This window comes from Corynebacterium lizhenjunii, assembly GCF_011038655.2.
Lineage (GTDB): Bacteria > Actinomycetota > Actinomycetes > Mycobacteriales > Mycobacteriaceae > Corynebacterium > Corynebacterium lizhenjunii.
Window position 1 is genome coordinate 1,923,110 of record NZ_CP064954.1, and the last position, 15,826, is coordinate 1,938,935.

The 15,826-nt window shown below is 61.7% G+C and carries 11 protein-coding genes and 2 pseudogenes; 5 read left to right on the forward strand and 8 right to left on the reverse strand.

Going from position 1 to position 15,826, the window contains the following annotated elements:
* The first annotated feature begins 206 nt into the window (after positions 1-206).
* The 3 genes and pseudogenes from G7Y31_RS09025 to G7Y31_RS12135 all read left to right on the forward strand — a co-directional run.
* Positions 207-983, forward strand: coding sequence for a DUF3800 domain-containing protein (locus tag G7Y31_RS09025; protein WP_165009532.1), 777 nt, complete (start codon positions 207-209; stop codon positions 981-983).
* Between the two features lie 233 nt (positions 984-1,216).
* A pseudogene (locus tag G7Y31_RS11945) lies at positions 1,217-1,553 on the forward strand (IS3 family transposase); the annotation flags it as partial.
* Positions 1,554-1,781, forward strand: a pseudogene (locus tag G7Y31_RS12135) (ATP-binding protein); the annotation flags it as partial. It abuts the pseudogene before it with no gap.
* A 325-nt stretch (positions 1,782-2,106) separates the two neighbouring features.
* Here the strand turns inward: G7Y31_RS12135 and G7Y31_RS09035 are convergent.
* Entirely contained in the window at positions 2,107-2,745 is a 639-nt protein-coding gene (locus G7Y31_RS09035) for a mycothiol-dependent nitroreductase Rv2466c family protein (RefSeq protein ID WP_165009703.1), read from the reverse strand.
* A 174-nt stretch (positions 2,746-2,919) separates the two neighbouring features.
* On the opposite strand from G7Y31_RS09035, the gene pepN reads away from it, so the two are divergent.
* Complete coding sequence (gene pepN, locus G7Y31_RS09040) at positions 2,920-5,424, forward strand: aminopeptidase N (protein ID WP_165009705.1); 2,505 nt, start codon at positions 2,920-2,922, stop codon at positions 5,422-5,424.
* A 24-nt stretch (positions 5,425-5,448) separates the two neighbouring features.
* On the opposite strand, the gene G7Y31_RS09045 is transcribed toward pepN, so the two are convergent.
* The 7 genes from G7Y31_RS09045 to G7Y31_RS09075 form a co-directional block, all read right to left on the reverse strand.
* Positions 5,449-6,180, reverse strand: coding sequence for a GntR family transcriptional regulator (locus G7Y31_RS09045; RefSeq protein ID WP_165009707.1), 732 nt, complete (start codon positions 6,178-6,180; stop codon positions 5,449-5,451).
* A gap of 129 nt (positions 6,181-6,309) precedes the next feature.
* Positions 6,310-7,050 carry an SDR family oxidoreductase gene (locus G7Y31_RS09050; protein ID WP_165009709.1) on the reverse strand — a complete coding sequence of 247 codons (741 nt, stop codon included), beginning with the start codon at positions 7,048-7,050 and terminating at the stop codon, positions 6,310-6,312.
* 11 nt (positions 7,051-7,061) lie between these two features.
* Positions 7,062-8,300 carry an alkylhydroperoxidase domain protein gene (locus tag G7Y31_RS09055; protein WP_165009711.1) on the reverse strand — a complete coding sequence of 413 codons (1,239 nt, stop codon included), beginning with the start codon at positions 8,298-8,300 and terminating at the stop codon, positions 7,062-7,064.
* 109 nt (positions 8,301-8,409) lie between these two features.
* A complete protein-coding gene (locus tag G7Y31_RS09060; protein WP_165009713.1) occupies positions 8,410-10,047 on the reverse strand; it encodes a dipeptide ABC transporter ATP-binding protein in 1,638 nt (545 codons plus the stop codon).
* 4 nt (positions 10,048-10,051) lie between these two features.
* Positions 10,052-10,864, reverse strand: coding sequence for an ABC transporter permease (locus G7Y31_RS09065; RefSeq protein ID WP_165009715.1), 813 nt, complete (start codon positions 10,862-10,864; stop codon positions 10,052-10,054).
* Complete coding sequence (locus G7Y31_RS09070; protein WP_165009717.1) at positions 10,864-11,907, reverse strand: ABC transporter permease; 1,044 nt, start codon at positions 11,905-11,907, stop codon at positions 10,864-10,866. The genes G7Y31_RS09065 and G7Y31_RS09070 overlap by 1 nt, the downstream gene beginning before the upstream one ends.
* Positions 11,907-13,547 (reverse strand): TIGR04028 family ABC transporter substrate-binding protein, encoded by a 1,641-nt coding sequence (locus G7Y31_RS09075; RefSeq protein ID WP_165009719.1) that lies wholly within the window; start codon positions 13,545-13,547, stop codon positions 11,907-11,909. The genes G7Y31_RS09070 and G7Y31_RS09075 overlap by 1 nt, the downstream gene beginning before the upstream one ends.
* A 188-nt stretch (positions 13,548-13,735) precedes the next feature.
* Between G7Y31_RS09075 and G7Y31_RS09080 the strand changes: the two genes are divergently transcribed.
* The gene (locus tag G7Y31_RS09080) at positions 13,736-15,682 is read left to right on the forward strand and encodes an FAD/NAD(P)-binding protein (RefSeq protein ID WP_165009721.1); all 1,947 of its coding nucleotides are present in this window, start codon (positions 13,736-13,738) and stop codon (positions 15,680-15,682) included.
* The last annotated feature ends 144 nt before the right edge of the window (positions 15,683-15,826 follow it).

The window sequence follows — 15,826 nt, forward strand, 5'->3', positions numbered from 1 at the left end:
TGCCCCAAGTGTTTCGGCTTCCGACTAAAACTCATGCTCCTGTCCTCATGTTGCGCCAGACTAGTCTCGCACTTGGGGGTTCTCCACGGAACCTACCCCTTGACCAGACCCACGGGACACGCTACAGTGAGTTGCGGACGCACTGCGGTGCTCCACTTCCGAGGCTCGTGTACACAACACGAGCTTTCGCGTATTCAAGGGGAAACATGTATATCGGATACTTCGACGAGTTCGGACATAACGGGGCCTATATATCCCGCGCAGACCGCAGATTTAAAACCCATCCAGTCTTTGGAATCGGTGGTTTCATCATCCCTGCAGACAACATTCGGCAGCTCTCAGGTGCGTTCCGCAGAATCAAAGAGCAAGGCCTCAAAGAGGAAATAGAGGCGAAGGTTATCTCAAAAGGTGAACCAGTCGAACACTGGGAGAAGAAGGGCGCAGCACTGCTGACCACCCAGAACGTCAAAAAGTACCGCGAAGTCCGCAACATGATAAACCGCGTTCTGAACATACTAGAACGACTCAACGCCCAAGTAATCTTCTACGGACAAGAAAAACCACGCGGCACCAATGACGAGACAGGCGAAGACGAACGCTCGCGATACGACCACGCAATGAATGAACTCATTAAACGCGTAAATTGGTCCCTCCCAGACGACCAACATCACCTCATGATACTCGATAAACAAGGTCCCACAGAGCGACTGGAAGTCTTCGTATCGAGCGCAAAATTCATGTTTTCACATCAAGACGCGGACAAACTGTTAGAGCCTCCACTTGAGGTGGAAAGTCATCTTTACCAGACTGTTCAATGCGCCGATTGGGTTTGCGCACTAATAGGGCGGATCTCTTCATACAAATACGATCCCGAATTCAAAGAATTTGAGTGGGCCATCAAGTACTTCGGAGATCGACTAGCCCGCGCTAGTAGCCCCTGCCGATTTCGGGTATTTGGTCGGGGTAGTCTGCATAGGTGGTAGGGGTGTTTCTGGCTAGGTGGTCGGGTCATGATCTGGGTGGTGGTGTGGTCGTCAATTCTGCGGCATCGTGACACGTTTTCATGGCTAAGGAGGCCATGTTCATGGCTGAATTCAAAGAGATCATGGCGATGTGGCTGGAAGGCAAAAGCTATGACGCGATTGCTTCTGCCTTGGGGTGCTCCAATCGCGAAATCCCCTATCGAGCTGGGTCGACAGGCACGGCACTGGCAAAAGGCCTCTACGGAGCCAAACGAATTCCAGCTGAACTTTCCGAGCGCGACGACAGTTGGCCGAGCCAACCACAAGCGTGTGGCGCGAGTGATGAAGAAATGAGGCCTGCACGGCTTCAGCAAGAAGCGCCGTGCGAAAACCACGGTGTCCGCTTCTTCCCGCCGGATATTCCCAGACCTGGTCAAAAGGAGTTTCCGTGCCGATGAGACCAACCATTTGCACGTTGGCGATATCACTTACCTGCCTATCCAAGGAGGAACAAATCTGTATCTCGCGACCGTCATCGACTCTTATTCCCGCAGGTCCGTCGGGTTTTCTATTGCTGACCACATGCACACTGACTCCCGTGGTCAAGACGACCTAACCAAAATCTTTGTTGAAAGAGACGGCCGACTCCCGCCCATCAATTGATCGCAATCGAGTGCAGGCTACTGGCTCAAGGCCCTACCCAACCGAGTCGGAGCAGACTCACTCGTCAGCAGGATCAGCAGCGAGCGCCATATAGAAATTGGGGACTTTGACATGCGCAAGCATCTTGCAACCATCCGCGACAACACGAACACCTAACCCCAAACACCAGCCCGGCCATGCAACGCCGGGGCTGGCAGCCCTACCAACAACCCGGAACACCACCCCGACCAACTTCCCGGAACACCCCTACCAAATACGCGCACTTGGCAGCCCCCACAGTAAAATCCGTGCAGCAAGCAAGGGCAGAGATCTTTACGCGAATCACCTAGGTAGCTCTCGAGTCTGCTATTCCACAGATGAAGTCCCCTTAAGCAATACTGATTTTGAAGCATTGAAGGCAAAGTTCAATGCTTCACGAACTTATCGATCTAGCTGCGAATAGTGATTTTCGAAACCGAGTCACTAGCACTTATCCCGATAGTTAGCCAGTTTGTACCTGCGGGGCTTCCGTGCGGGTGCGCTTGATTTCGAAGAAGTAGGGGTACTGGGCCAGGCGGAAGGCGGCATCGAAAATCTCGCCTGCTTCCTCGCCGGTAGGAATGCGGGTAATAACGGGGCCGAAGAAGGCGGTGTCCCCCAGCTGGACCACGGGGGTGCCAACCTCATCGCCCACAGCATCCATGGCCTGGCCGTGGAAGGCACGCAGCTGGGCATCAACGTCTTCGGTATTGGCCACTGCGGCGAACTCGGCAGGCAGATCAGCTTGGGCCAGGGCTTGGGCAATGAGGGCATCGTAGGCACCAAAGCCCTTTTTGCCGCCTTCGCCTGCACCGTGAATCAGCTCCCCCATGGCGGTGTAGTAGGCGTCCACCTTCTCCGGGGCGTCGGTGGCCACCTTGGCGGCCACGCGTGCCGGGCCCCAGGCGGCCTTCATCATCTCCATGTAGCCGGGGTCCAGGTCGCGGCCATCGTTGAGCACCGACAGCGACATCGGAATGAACTCCACACGAATGCTACGGACCTTTTCTACTTCCTTGATCCAGCGGGAGGTAGCCCAGGCGAACGGGCAGGTGCAATCAAACCAGAACTTCACGGTGTTATCTGCGGTGGGCGTGGACATAGGCTCTTTCTCCTTTGGACTCGCGGTTTGCATCCAACGGCGCGGAAGTTGCCGCGCGCATGTCTACCCAGACTAATCTGAAACGCGGCTAGTTTTCAGCACAGTTGCCGACTACCGGTTCTGCGGCGCAGGCAGCACGTCTGCGCCGGATTCGACTCACAAGGAGTTTGACCTTTGACCTCAATTAATCTCACCCGCGCAGAGGCGGCCGCCCGCTCTGGCATGCTGCGTGTGCACCACTACGACGTCACCCTGGATCTGCGGGGAGAAGAAGAGTTTGTCTCCCGCACCGTGGTGGACTTCGAAGTAACCACACCCGGCAGTACCTTTATCGATTTGCGCGCCACCCGGCTTAATTCGGTGCGCTTCAATGGCGCGCCGCTGCCGGTGGATTCCTATAACCCGGAATACGGCATTGCGCTCTCCGGCCTGCACGTTGGCCGCCACCAGCTAGAGGTCGAGGCAGACATTGAGTACTCACGCACCGGTGAGGGCCTGCACCGCTTCACAGATCCCGCCGACGGCGAGGCCTATCTGTACACGCAATTTGAGACCGCAGACGCCAAGCGCGTCTTCGCCTGCTTTGATCAGCCAGACCTCAAGGCCACCTACCAGCTGAGCTTTATCACCCCGCAGCACTGGACCGTGATCACCAACGCGGACACTACTCGCCAGGACAACACCTGGACCTCCCACGTGGACTACCCGCTGTCGACCTACCTGGTGGCGCTGTGCGCCGGGCCGTATGTGGGCGTCCATGACACCTGGACGGGCCAGCTCCAAGCCCACCCAGAAGGCAAGCCCGCCCAAGAGCTGGAAGTCCCGCTAGGAATCTACTGCCGCAAGTCCATGCTGCACGCCCTGGATGCCCAGCGCCTATTTACCGAGACCAAACAGGGCTTTGACTGGTACCACCGCAACTTTGGCTTTGCCTACCCCTTTGGCAAGTATGACCAGATTTTTGTTCCAGAGTTCAACGCGGGCGCAATGGAAAACGCCGGCTGTGTGACGCTGCGCGACGAGTACGTCTTTACCTCCGAGGCCACCCCGTACATGTACGAGCGCCGCGCAGATACAGTCCTCCACGAGCTGGCGCATATGTGGTTCGGAGACTTGGTCACCATGCAGTGGTGGGATGATCTGTGGCTCAATGAGTCCTTTGCCACCTGGTCGGCGGCAATTTCGCAAGCAGAAGAGACCGAGTATGACACCGCGTGGGTGACTTTTGCCAATGTGGAAAAAGCCTGGGCTTATGAGCAGGATCAGCTGCCTACCACGCACCCGATTTCCACGGATGCCTCCGATATAGAGACGGTGGAGCAGAATTTTGACGGCATCACCTACGCAAAGGGCGCCTCTACGTTGAAGCAGCTGCAGGCTTATGTGGGCCGCGAGGAGTTCCTGGCGGGGGTTCGCCGCCACTTCACCACCCATGCCTGGGGCAACGCCACCTTCGATGATCTGCTAGGCCATTTGGAGCAGGCATCTGGCCGCGACTTGAGCTTCTGGGCGCAGCAATGGCTCAAAACCTCTGGGGTCAACACCCTGCGCCCGGTCTTTGAGGTCCACGATGGCGCCTACACGGCCTTCCGCGTGGAACAAGACGGCGAGGTACTGCGCACCCACCGCTTGGCCGTGGGCCTGTACAACCTGGTGGATGGCCAGGTCCAGCGCGTACACCGGGTGGAGCTGGATGTCGATGGTGCGGCCACGGAGGTTGCCCAGCTCATCGGCACCCCGGCAGCGGATTTTGTGCTGGTTAATGATGATGACCTGACGTATGCACTAATTGAGTTCGACGCGGACTCGCTGGCATTTGCGCTGGGCAACATTGATAAGTTTGCAGATCCGATGGCACGCACGCTGTGTTGGTCCGCGGCGTGGGAGATGACGCGGGCTGGCCAGATGCGCGCCCGCGACTTCGTGGCGCTGGTGGCGCGCGGTGCGGGCGCTGAAACCGAGACAGCAGTGCTGGAGCGCATTATTTCCCAGGCTATCGCGGCGCAGGATTCTTACGCCGATCCCCAGTGGGCTGCCCAGGACACACAGCTTGCCGATGCCCTCTTGGCCGGCACCCAGGACCCCTCACCGCAGCGTGCCCTGATCTATGCCCAGGCGCTCACTCGCTTGCAGGCCACCGGCGCGACGCGGGAGTTCCTGGAGTCCGTGTTGGAGACTTCCGATAACGCTGCGCTGCGGTGGAAGGCACTGGCCGCGTTGTGCGCTGCAGAGGCTGTGGACAACCCGGAGCAAGCCATTGCTGCCGAGCTGAAGCGTGATAATACCGCCACCGGCTACCAGGGTTCACTGCGCGCGCTGGCCGCCATTCCTACTGCGGAGAATAAGCGGGCCGTGTGGGAGGAGATTGTTGCGGGCAGCCTGGGCAACCGCGAGCTTGAGTCCAAGCTGGCGGGGCTTACTGCCCGTGGCAGCGAGGATCTGGTGCCTACTGCAGAGTTCTTCGAGGTCGCAGAAGGAATGTGGAAGTTGCAGTCTTCAGAGATCGCCCAGATGGCGGTGGGCGGGCTCTTCCCCTACCGCGACATTAGCGAAGAGGGCATCGCCCGCGCCGATGAGTTCTTGGGCCGCGAACTGGCTGGAGGTCTGCGACGCATTATCCTCGAACAGCGTGACCGCGTGGCCCGCGCGCTGCGCAACCGGAAGGTTGATGCGGCCTAATCGCCGCCTGCCAGCCGGTGCGCCCTAGTCAATGGTCGGCGGGAGGGCCACCGGCTCGCCGACTACGGCGGTAAGGGTCACGGCATCGGGCCGCAGGGTCTCCAGGGAGTATTCCGTGACGCGGCCACTCGTATCCCACACCGTGCGCTGCAAGCGCAGCAGCGGGGTCAGCCTTCCCACCAGTAGGTGGGTCTGCTCCGCGTCCGTGGGCAACTGGGGGCTAATAACCTCCCGCTTGTAGACGCCGTTGCTGCTCATCACGCTGTTCAGCGTCCACGAGTCCAGATCCGGGAAGATGTCCACCGGCATGTAGTGGGTGGACACACTAATGGGGGTCTGATCATTGAGGCGGATGCGCTGCAGCTCCCAGATTTGCTCGCCTTCTTCTAGCTCCATAGACGCCGCAATGTGGCGCGGGGCGGCGCGCTTTTCCAAGGAAAGTACGCGGGCCTGGATGGGCGCACCCTTGGCCGCGAGCTGGGCGTAGATGCCCTCCAAGTCGGTGAGCTCAACCACCGGCGGGATGGCGCGAACGAAAGTGCCGCCGGTGCGTCCCCGACGGCGGTCAATGAGGCCTTCGAGTTGCAAGATTTCCAGGGCATGACGAACCGTCATGCGAGCTACGCCATACTCGTCGACCAATTCACGTTCGGTGGGAAATCGGTCCCCGGGGCGCAGCTCCTTGCTCTCTATCTTGGATCGCAAGTTATCCGAGATAACCAAGTAGGTGGGCTTACGGCGAAAGTTTCCAGTCACGAGGTACAATAATAGCGAATAACTAATAGAAATTCTTCCTAGATTCGCCTTAGCGTCCCTTAAGGTTGCCCCAAACGGTGAGTGCGGCTAAGCAAACATTTTAGCCGCCAACCCCACCCTAGCGCCGCCCTAAGAACGCAAGTGCAGCTCCACCCGCGGGCGCACCTGCACCTCGGTTAGCTGGACGGTGGGACCGGCATCAACCACCGCGCGCACCGCTCGAGCCACCTCAATTGGGGCGATGACGTGCGCAGAATCGTAGTCTTGCAAACCAGCAAGCATCGGAGTATCCGTGGGCCCGGGGGCTACCGTGGCCACCCGAATTCCTAACTCCGCCAGCCGCAGCCCGTCCGCCACCGCATACAGAGCATGCTTGGTCGCGGCATAGACCGTATTGTCAGCATAAGAGTGCCGCCCGGCCCCGGAATTGATAAAGATCACAGTCCCCTCCGCCTTGCGTAAGCCCGGCAATAGGGCCTGAGTGAGCATTGCGGGGGCATGTACATTGAGATCCATCTGCTCGCGCCACTGGCCAACACTGGCCTGCGCCACAGACAACTTCTCCGCACGCGCGGCAGCATGAACGAGCACATCCACCCGCTCCAAGCTGGCCAGTTGACGCCAGCCCGCAGGTAGATCCTCACCTGCGGCGAGAGCGTCCAGGGCCTCCACCAAGTCCAGGTGGACGCCCACCACATTGGGCAGCTGGGCCACGTCCCGCCGGCCCACGGCGTAAACCAGGTGATCGCGGGCTAGGTCTGCGATAATATGGCGCCCCATCCCGCCCGTGGCGCCGGTGACAACGGCGACCTTGGCGGTCGAGTAAGACGTAGGGGCACTGGAAACCTGTGGTGCAGTCGAATCAGTCATGGGCACCCAGACTACCGGGATTCACGGAAACGCTTGGGGACATCTGGCGCGCCGAGGGTGAGCATCAGCCGATTAGCCCAGTTGAAGAAGGCGGCAGAGTTGATCAGATCAATTATGTCCAAGTCCTCGCACCCCACCGCGCGCAGCTTGGCCACGCAGCCGGAATTGAAGGCAAAGGGGGACTTGGTCAGCTCCCGGGAGGCGTCACGCAGCACGCCCCACAGCGGCGAACCCAGATCGGCATCCACTCCCTGATCTAACAGGCGATCGATTGCCGCAGCATCCCCGCCTTCTTCCTTTGAGCGTGCCTGGTGCACCGAGGCGCAGAACTCACAGCCGTTGAGCCTGGAGACTACCGTAGCGGCTAGTTCGCGCTCCGCCCGGCCCAAGCCACCGTCGGTGTTATAGAAGATGTCCAGGTCAGTGCGGGTGCGTGCCGCCAGGGCGTTAGGGTCGCGTGCCAGGAGGCGGAAATACTCGGAGCCAATACGCTCCGGGCGAATAAGCGCCGCCGTGTGCGCCGGGGTAAATTCCTCCTTGGGCAGCGGCGCCACCCAGGGACGCCACCCCAAGGAGTGGTTGACAAAGCCCTGTGGTGCCACGACGTCTGGCTCCAAGGTGCGTGGGCCGGGTTGCCACTGCGGCTGCGGCTCGTCCGGCGCGGGAGCCTGCTGGTGGGCGGACTGCGGGTCCTGGCCGCCCAGCACAGCCAGGCCGTGGATGACCCGCAGCTGGAAGGAGAGGAAGGAAATCAGCTGGGCCAGGCTGACCAGGTCATCATCGCTCCAGCCGGCTTGTTGCAGGTGGCCAATGGCTGCCGGGGTGGCGTCTTTGGGGTGGAAGGCCAGTAGGTGGGCGAAGTCGAAGGCGGCGGCCAGGCGGGGCCCCAGGGCAGATTCATCAGCCAGGTCCGCGAAGGTGGTGTACCCACCGCCGATGTGCGGGCCGTGGGCCTGCCCGCGCGCAATGGCGGTATCGACAGCCTCCACCAGGCTGGGCTCGGCTTCATCGGCGAGCAAGTCCGCGTAGAAGGTGCGGGCATTGACCGCCTGGTAAATGCCAGCCACAAAGGCTGCGACTGCGTAGCGCTGCGCGTAGGTGAAATCACCCGGCTGCTCCGGTTCTAGCAGCGCGCGGAAGGACTCCTGCGCGTTGTCCACCGCGTCCGGGCGGCGCCGCCGGAGGGCGGCGACCTGCGCAGATGCTCCGGAGAGTTGGTCGATGATGTCCGGTTGTTCAGTGTGCGCCATGGTTGCGCCGTGCCTTTCTGTTAGTCGGTTCTGCTGGTCAGTTCTGCTAGTCAGTACTGGTGGACGCTGTGCGACATTGGGGGGGGGCTATAACACCCCACACTAAGCCCTACAGCCCCATGTTGAGGTCTCCCGCACGATAGCGCGAGCCTGGAATAGCCTCGATGAGCTTGCGAGTTACCGCAGCCTGCGGTTGGGCAAAGACCTCGCCGGTGCGACCGGTCTCTACCTGCTTGCCATGGCTAAACACAGAGACCGTATCGGAAATGTGATTAACCACTGCCAGATCGTGGGAGATGAATATGTAGGTCAGGTCAAGTTCCTGCTGCAGCTGCTCCAGCAGGTCAAGGATCTGCGCTTGAACCGTCACGTCCAAGGCAGAGACGGCCTCATCCAAGATAACCAGCTCGGGTTCGACAATCATGGCGCGTGCAATAGCCACGCGCTGGCGCTGGCCCCCGGAAAGCTCCTTCGGGCGGCGGTCAAAGAAATCCGGGTTCAACGCCACGAGCCGCATAAACTCCCGCGCCCGCTCGGTGGCTTTAGCCTTAGATGCCCCCGTCAGGTTACGCAGGGGCGCGGCGATCGTCTGCCCAATCGACTGGCGGGGATCCAAAGAACCAAAGGGGTTCTGGTAGACCAGCTGGATACGCTTGCGGGCCTCGCGCTGCTCTGCACCGCGCAGGGCAGTAACCTCTACCCCACCCACGCGGATGCTTCCCGATGTCGGCTGATTGAACATGGCTATGGCCCTACCGGTGGTGGTCTTTCCGGAGCCAGACTCCCCCACCAGCGCGTGCGTGGTGCCCTTACCCACCATAAAGGAGACATCGTCTACCGCAGTAAAGTCCCCAAAGCGCTGGGTCAGGCCACTGACTTCCACCAGCGGCTGCCCCGTGCGCGCCGTACGCTGCTTCGCGGAAGCACCAACGGTGGGGACGGTGGCGAGGTTGAGGGAGGGGGCATCGGCAAGCAAACGGCGCGTATAAGCGTGGGCAGGCTCGGTGAGCACCGTGGCCGCCCACCCCTCCTCGCGGACGTGGCCGGACTCCATGACCACAATGCGGTCCGCGCGGTCACCAGCCACCGCCAGATCATGGGTAATGAACAAGATGCCCGTGCCGGTCTCCGCGCGCAACTCATCCAACAAGTCCAAGATGACCTTTTGCACGGTGACATCCAGCGCGGAGGTGGGCTCATCTGCGATGATGAGCTCCGGGCGCAAGGCCACCGCCGCAGCGATAAGCACGCGCTGCTTCATACCGCCGGAGAGCTCATGCGGGTACTGGGCATAACGGCGCTGCGGATCATCAATGCCTACGCGCTCCAGCAACTCCAACGCGCGCTGGCGGCGGGACTGCGCGGTGCCCTCGCCGTGAATGGCCAGGCCCTCCTCCACGGAAGCCCCGATGGTTTTTAAGGGGTTGAGCGAGTTATTGGGATCCTGCGGAATCAGCCCAATGCGCTTGCCGCGCAGGCTACGCCATTGCTTCGGGCGCAGACCCGCAAGCTCGGTGCCGCAGAAGTGAATGCTTCCGGCATCAACATGGGCGTTGGACGGCAACAGGCCAATAGCCGCCATGGCGGAGGTAGTCTTGCCGGAACCGGACTCTCCCACAATCGCAGTCATCTGCCCCGGGTACACGTCCAGGTTCACCCCCTGGACCGCCGGGGTAGTCCCAGCCTTGGTGCGGTAGCTGACATTGAGATCGCGGATGGACAGCAGGGGCTGCTGTGAAGTAGTCATATTTCTAGTCCTCCACGGAGAAGTTCTGGGACAAGCGGTTGGCGGACATCACCACGGCCACGATGGCCAGGCCGGGCAAGATGATGAGCCACCAGGCGGTGGCCATGAAGTCGCGGCCCTCAGCGATGATAAGGCCCCACTCCGGGGTGGGTGGCGGCGCACCATATCCCAGGAAGCCCAAGATGGATAGCTGCAAAATCGCCGTACCGAACTGCAGGGTGGCCAGAGCAATAACCGGGGTGAGTGAGTTGGGCAGAATGTGTCCAAAGAGCACCTGGGACCGGGTGGCGCCGGCCCCATAGGCGGCCTCGACAAAATCAGCCTGCACCACCGACATCACCTGGGAGCGGGCCAGGCGGGCGAAGGTAGCCACAGAGGTCGCACCCACGGCCACTGCAGCCTGGATGGAGCCAAAGCCCAGCACAATGATGATGGACAGTGAGAGCAAAATGCCCGGGATAGACAAGGCCACATCAACAATGCGCATGAGCACCGCGTCTACCCACCCGCGGGTAGCGCCGGCCACCAGGCCAATGAGGGTGCCCAGCACCAGGCCGACTGCCACGGCGATGAGTGCGCCGAGCAGCGATTGGCGGGCGCCATAGACAATGCGGGCATACAAATCGCGGCCCACGGCGTCGGTGCCCAGCAGGTGGCCCTCCCCTGGCGGCAACAACGCGACGTCGGTTCCGGCGTAGGGGTCCGCCGGGGTAAACAGTCCTGGGAACAGTGCCGCCGTAAACGCCACGGCCAGGATGATGAGTGAGATGACAGAACCCGGGGCCAACCACGGGTTGCGCTTGTGCGTGGTGTTCATCAGCGCACCACTCCTTCCTGATCGGTTGCGGCCTGGGGTGTCGCGCTGTGGGCAGCTACAGCGGCGGGGGCATCGGCAGACGTGACAGACGTGACAGAGCTAGCGCCCGCGCGCGGGGTGCGCAGACGCACGTCAACCACGGGGTAGATGAGGTCAACCACCAAGTTGATCACCACATAGGCAGTCGCGGCAATGAGGACAACGGCCAGCAGCACTGGGGTATCCCGGTTGGCCACGGCCTGGGCGGTCATCTGCCCCAAACCGGTGCGACCAAAAACAGTCTCCGTGACCACAGCGCCGCCCACGAGCTCACCAAAGAGCAGGCCCACCATGGTCAAGGCAGGCAACAGCGAATTGCGCAGGATATTGCGCCAGAAGATCCAGCTTTCCGATGCCCCTCGCGCGCGCACCGCCTGCACAAACGGCCTGCCTTGGGTTTCCTCAATGGAGCGAATGAGCACCTGGATTAGCGGCGCCGCCATGGGCACCGCCAGAGTCAGCGTGGGCAGCACCAAACCGCGCCAGCCATCGGCGTTAATCACCGGCGCCCAACCCAGCTGGAAAGAAAACAGCTGGATAAGCAGGATGCCGATCCAAAAGCCGGGCAGGGAGACCATGAAGGAGGGCAAACCACGGAAGAAGGTGGACAGCGCGCCCAAGCCCGGCAAGGTGGCCAGGAAGGCCACCACTAGCGCCACCACGGCGGCTAGCCCAATGGCGCTGGCTGCTAGGGCGAGCGTGTGCGGGAAGGCATCAGCAATAAGCGTGGCCACGGGGGCGCCGGTCTGGGTGGAGTTACCAAACTGGCCGGTCAAGAACCCCAGCAAAGAGGTAAAGTACTGCACCAGCAGCGGCTTGTCTACGCCCATTTCCTCCCGGATGGCGTCAATTTCAGCCTGGGATAAGCCCAGGGCGGGGTCGCCGAAGCGGGACTGGACGGCATCGGAAGGCAAGGCAGACAGCAGGAAGAAGGCAACGGTGTAGGTGATAAACAACACCAGCACCGCCTGGCCAATGCGGGCCAGAATTTGATTGCGAGTCATTAGTTCTCCTCCTCCAGCGTGACCTGGTAGAACCACGGGCGGGCCACGGATTCCGGGCTAAAGCCCTTCACCCGGCTGCTGACGGCATAGACCACCGGCTCTTCAAACAACGGCAAGGTGTAGGCCTGTTGGGTGACGTAATCCTGCACGACCTCCACGGCTGCCCGGCGGCCGGGTTCATCGGGGGTGGAGGTGACGGCATCAAGAAGCTCCTGCAAATGGGCGTCAATGGGGTTGCCATCTGCATCTTGATTAAGGAAGCTGTCGCGGCTAGCAATGCCATAGTGCGAGGTAATCACGTCATAGTCCGCGCGCCCCACCATGGTGTGATAAATCTGCACCTTGTTGATGTCCTTGGCGTCCGCGTTCTGTGTGGCCTGGTCCCCGGCATTAATCTGCAGTTCAATGCCCAGCCTGCGCAGCTGGTCTTGGACCATAGTCATCACTTCCTTCGAGCGCGGCTGGGGCAGCGCCGTGTTAGAGCGCAGCACCAAACGCTGGCCATCCTTCACCCGGATACCATCGGCGCCCGGGGTCCAGCCTGCTGCATCAAGCAAGCGCTTGGACTCTTCCGGGTCATAGGTATAGGCCGCGGACTGGTCCTTATACCCCAGGCCGGTCTTGGCCACCGAGGACGTGGCCAGCGGGTAGGACTCAGAGAAGAGCACGCGCAGGATCTCCTCGCGGTTAATGCCATGAATCAGAGCTTCGCGCACCCGCTTATCCTGCAAAATAGGGTGGTTGAAGCGGAAGGTCAGCTGGTTATTCATGGAGTTCGTGCCGCGGGAGATGATGTCAATGCCCTTGTCCTTAAGCAGCGGCTCCTGAGGGGCGGAAATCTGGCGCGCGATGTCTGCTTGGCCGGAGACGATCGCGCCGGTGCGCACGGACTCCTCCGCCGCGAGCACATAGTGGATGCCATCAATCTGGGCGCGGCCCTGGTGGGCCACGGCTGGGGGCGCCCAGTCGTAGTCCTCGCGGGCCTTGAGTACTAGGTCCGTGCCAATCTCTTCGCTGTCGACCACAAAGGGCCCGGAGCCAATGATGTTGACGGCGTTGCCGGGGCCAAAGCCCTCGTTGTCCAGCGCTAGGGTGGCGTCTGAGAGCAGGCCAGCATTATAGGAGGAAGTCGCCTGCAAAAAGCCCGGGGAGGGCTTGGAGAAGTAGAACTTCACCTTGTTTGGCGCCAGGACCTCGCCGCGCTCATAGTTGGCAATCTGCTCGGAGGTGGTCAGGGTGCGCGACTTATCCCCCAGGGCGTAGAGGTCGAAGTTGTCTACCACGTTCTGGGCGGTGAGCTTGGAGCCGTCGGAGTAGGTCACATCCGTGCGGATGGTGAAGGTGTACTCGGTGGCGTCCGCGTTAACCTTGGGCATCTCCGTGGCGATCCAGGGCGAGAGCTCCAGAGTCTCCGGATCCTGGTAGAGCAGGCGATCGGTGAGCTGATTGACCACCCCACCGTTGGGGTAGAACCCGGCTGCTGGCGGGTAGAGCGTGCGGAAGAATTGCGGCTCCAGGTAGGTCAGAATCTGCTGGTCGTCTGACTCCGACGCGGGCGTGCAGCCGGTGAGTAGCCCCGCGGTCAGGCCAGCAGCGAGCAGCCCCGCGGCGAGGCGGAGAGATTTCCGTAATGGTTTCACTGTGGTGTCTTTCCCTGATGTCTTTCCCTTGCGTGTGCGAAGAGTGTTGATTTTTAAGGTGTGAATTTAACACAGTCTAGACTTAGTTGTATTATTCGAGTAGACCGCACAGTCTAATTAATTTCGTATTCCGCGAGCTGATAGGCCCGCACTACGCCCGCACCACGCCCGCACGAAGGATGAATAAAATGACCACTGCCTCCATCGCCATCATCGGCATGGGCCCGCGCGGCATCTCCCTCATCGAGCGCCTGGCCGCCCACCTGCGCGCCATTCCGGCCGATGCCCCCGCTATTAACCTGCACCTCATCGACGACGCCCAGCATGGCGCCGGGCGCATCTGGGAGACCACCCAGACCCACACCCTGTGCATGAACACTCTGGCCGGGGCCGTCACCCTGTTTACCGAGCCCGGATCCACCATGAGCGCGCCCGTGCTGGAAGGCCCCACCCAGTTCGAGTGGATCCAGTTGCTGCGTGGTGAGCGCGCGGGCATTGCCCCAGCCAAGGTGGCGCTGTTCGATTCCCACCCGGTAGCCCCAGAGATCACCCAGAACTTCGCCGCAGAAATTGCTGCCACCGTCCCGGAGTCCAACCCCTCCCGCGCGCTCTACGGCGCCTACCTGGAGTGGGCTTTTGCGGTGTCCGTGGCGCAGCTGCCTGCCAGCGTGCGCGTGACCTCCCACCACTGCCGCGCCGTGGCCATCCACCCCGGTAAGGACTCCGATTGCATTGAGCTTGCCGATTCCTCCTCGGTCACCGCCCACGCCACCGTCCTTGCCGCAGGGTGGCAGGTCCCGGGCCTCACGGACTCCGAGCAGGTCCTGGCGCAGGCAGTGGAGCAGTCCGCAACGGCGCAAACCCCGCTGCACTGGGTGCGCCCGGACAATCCTGTAGAACAACCACTCTGCGCAGTCCCGGCCGGACAGAAGGTACTGGTGCGCGGTTTGGGCATGGGCTTCTTCGACGTCATGGCCCTGCTAAGTAGTGACCGCGGTGGGAGCTTCCACCCGGACCCGCAAGCGCGCTCTGGGTTGCGCTACGAGCCATCCGGGCGCGAGCCACACTTAGTGGTGGCCTCCGGGCGCGGCTACCCCTACATCCCTAAGTCGGAGTACCACGCATTGCCACCGGCGGCGAACCTCTCACGTCTGCGCGCGGCCATAGCCGCGCTGCCTGCTGGCGGAGAGGTGGACTTTAGCGCCGACCTTGCCCCTGCGTTGGTGCGGGATGCCTATGCGCAGTACTACCGCACCCAGGCACGGGTTGCTGGGGAGATGCTGCGCGTGGATCTGGAGGAGATTGAACGGCGTATTGACGCCGCACAGCTGCACCATTCCTCCTTTGCTGGCCTGGGTGAGCAGCTGCGGGATGCACTCGATGGAGTAAGCGCCGAGCCCTTGGATTTGGGCGCGTGGATGGATCCGCTGGCCACTTTTGCCGGGGGCAGCGCTGCGCAGCTCACGGAGTTTATTGCCCAAGGCTTGGCCCGTGACATTGACGCTGCGGTAGCGGCGGCGGACTCTGCACTCAAGGCCGCGTTGTGGGAGATCTCGGCGGCCCGCAAGCCGGTCTCTATTGCCGGGTCCGAAGGGCGGATGACCTGGGAGTCGCGTAACGGCGCCTACCGGGAGTTTATGGCCTTCGGCCAGATGGTGGGCTCCGGGCCCCCACTGTTTCGCACCCGCCAGTTGCTGGCCTTGGTTGACGCCGGGCTGGTCAGCTTCCTAGGGGCACACCCGCAGCTGCGGGCACACCCGGAAGACGGCGAGTTTGCTATGCACAGCGCGGTCGGAGAAGTGCGCAGCCCGTGGCTGATCGATGCCTGGATGCACTCGCCGGATGTGCGTCAGCCCGCTGATCCTCTCGCGGTTTCTCTGGCCCAGCGCGTGCGCCCGTTCGTGGACCACGGCCACCCCACCGGCTCCCCGGAAACCACCTGGGAGCGCCTGGTCGTCCACCCGGATGGCAGCGTGGATACGCGGCTGCACATTGTGGGTATTCCCACCTACGCGCAGTGGCCGGATACCACCATCTCCCCCATGCCGGGCACGGATCCGCTCATGCTACAAGAGACGGACCGCACGGCGGCATCGCTGTTGCGCTGCGCGGGCATCCCGACAGCTGCGGATTAGCACTTGGGGCCAACTCCATCGCTTACGCGCGAGCTTGCTCCCCGGGGCAGCAGGGCCCGGCGTTTGGGCTGGCAGGCCGGGTTGCGGGGGTAGCATTCCCCACCGGCGGGTGACGCGGGCTACACTAAACCCCATATTGTTCAA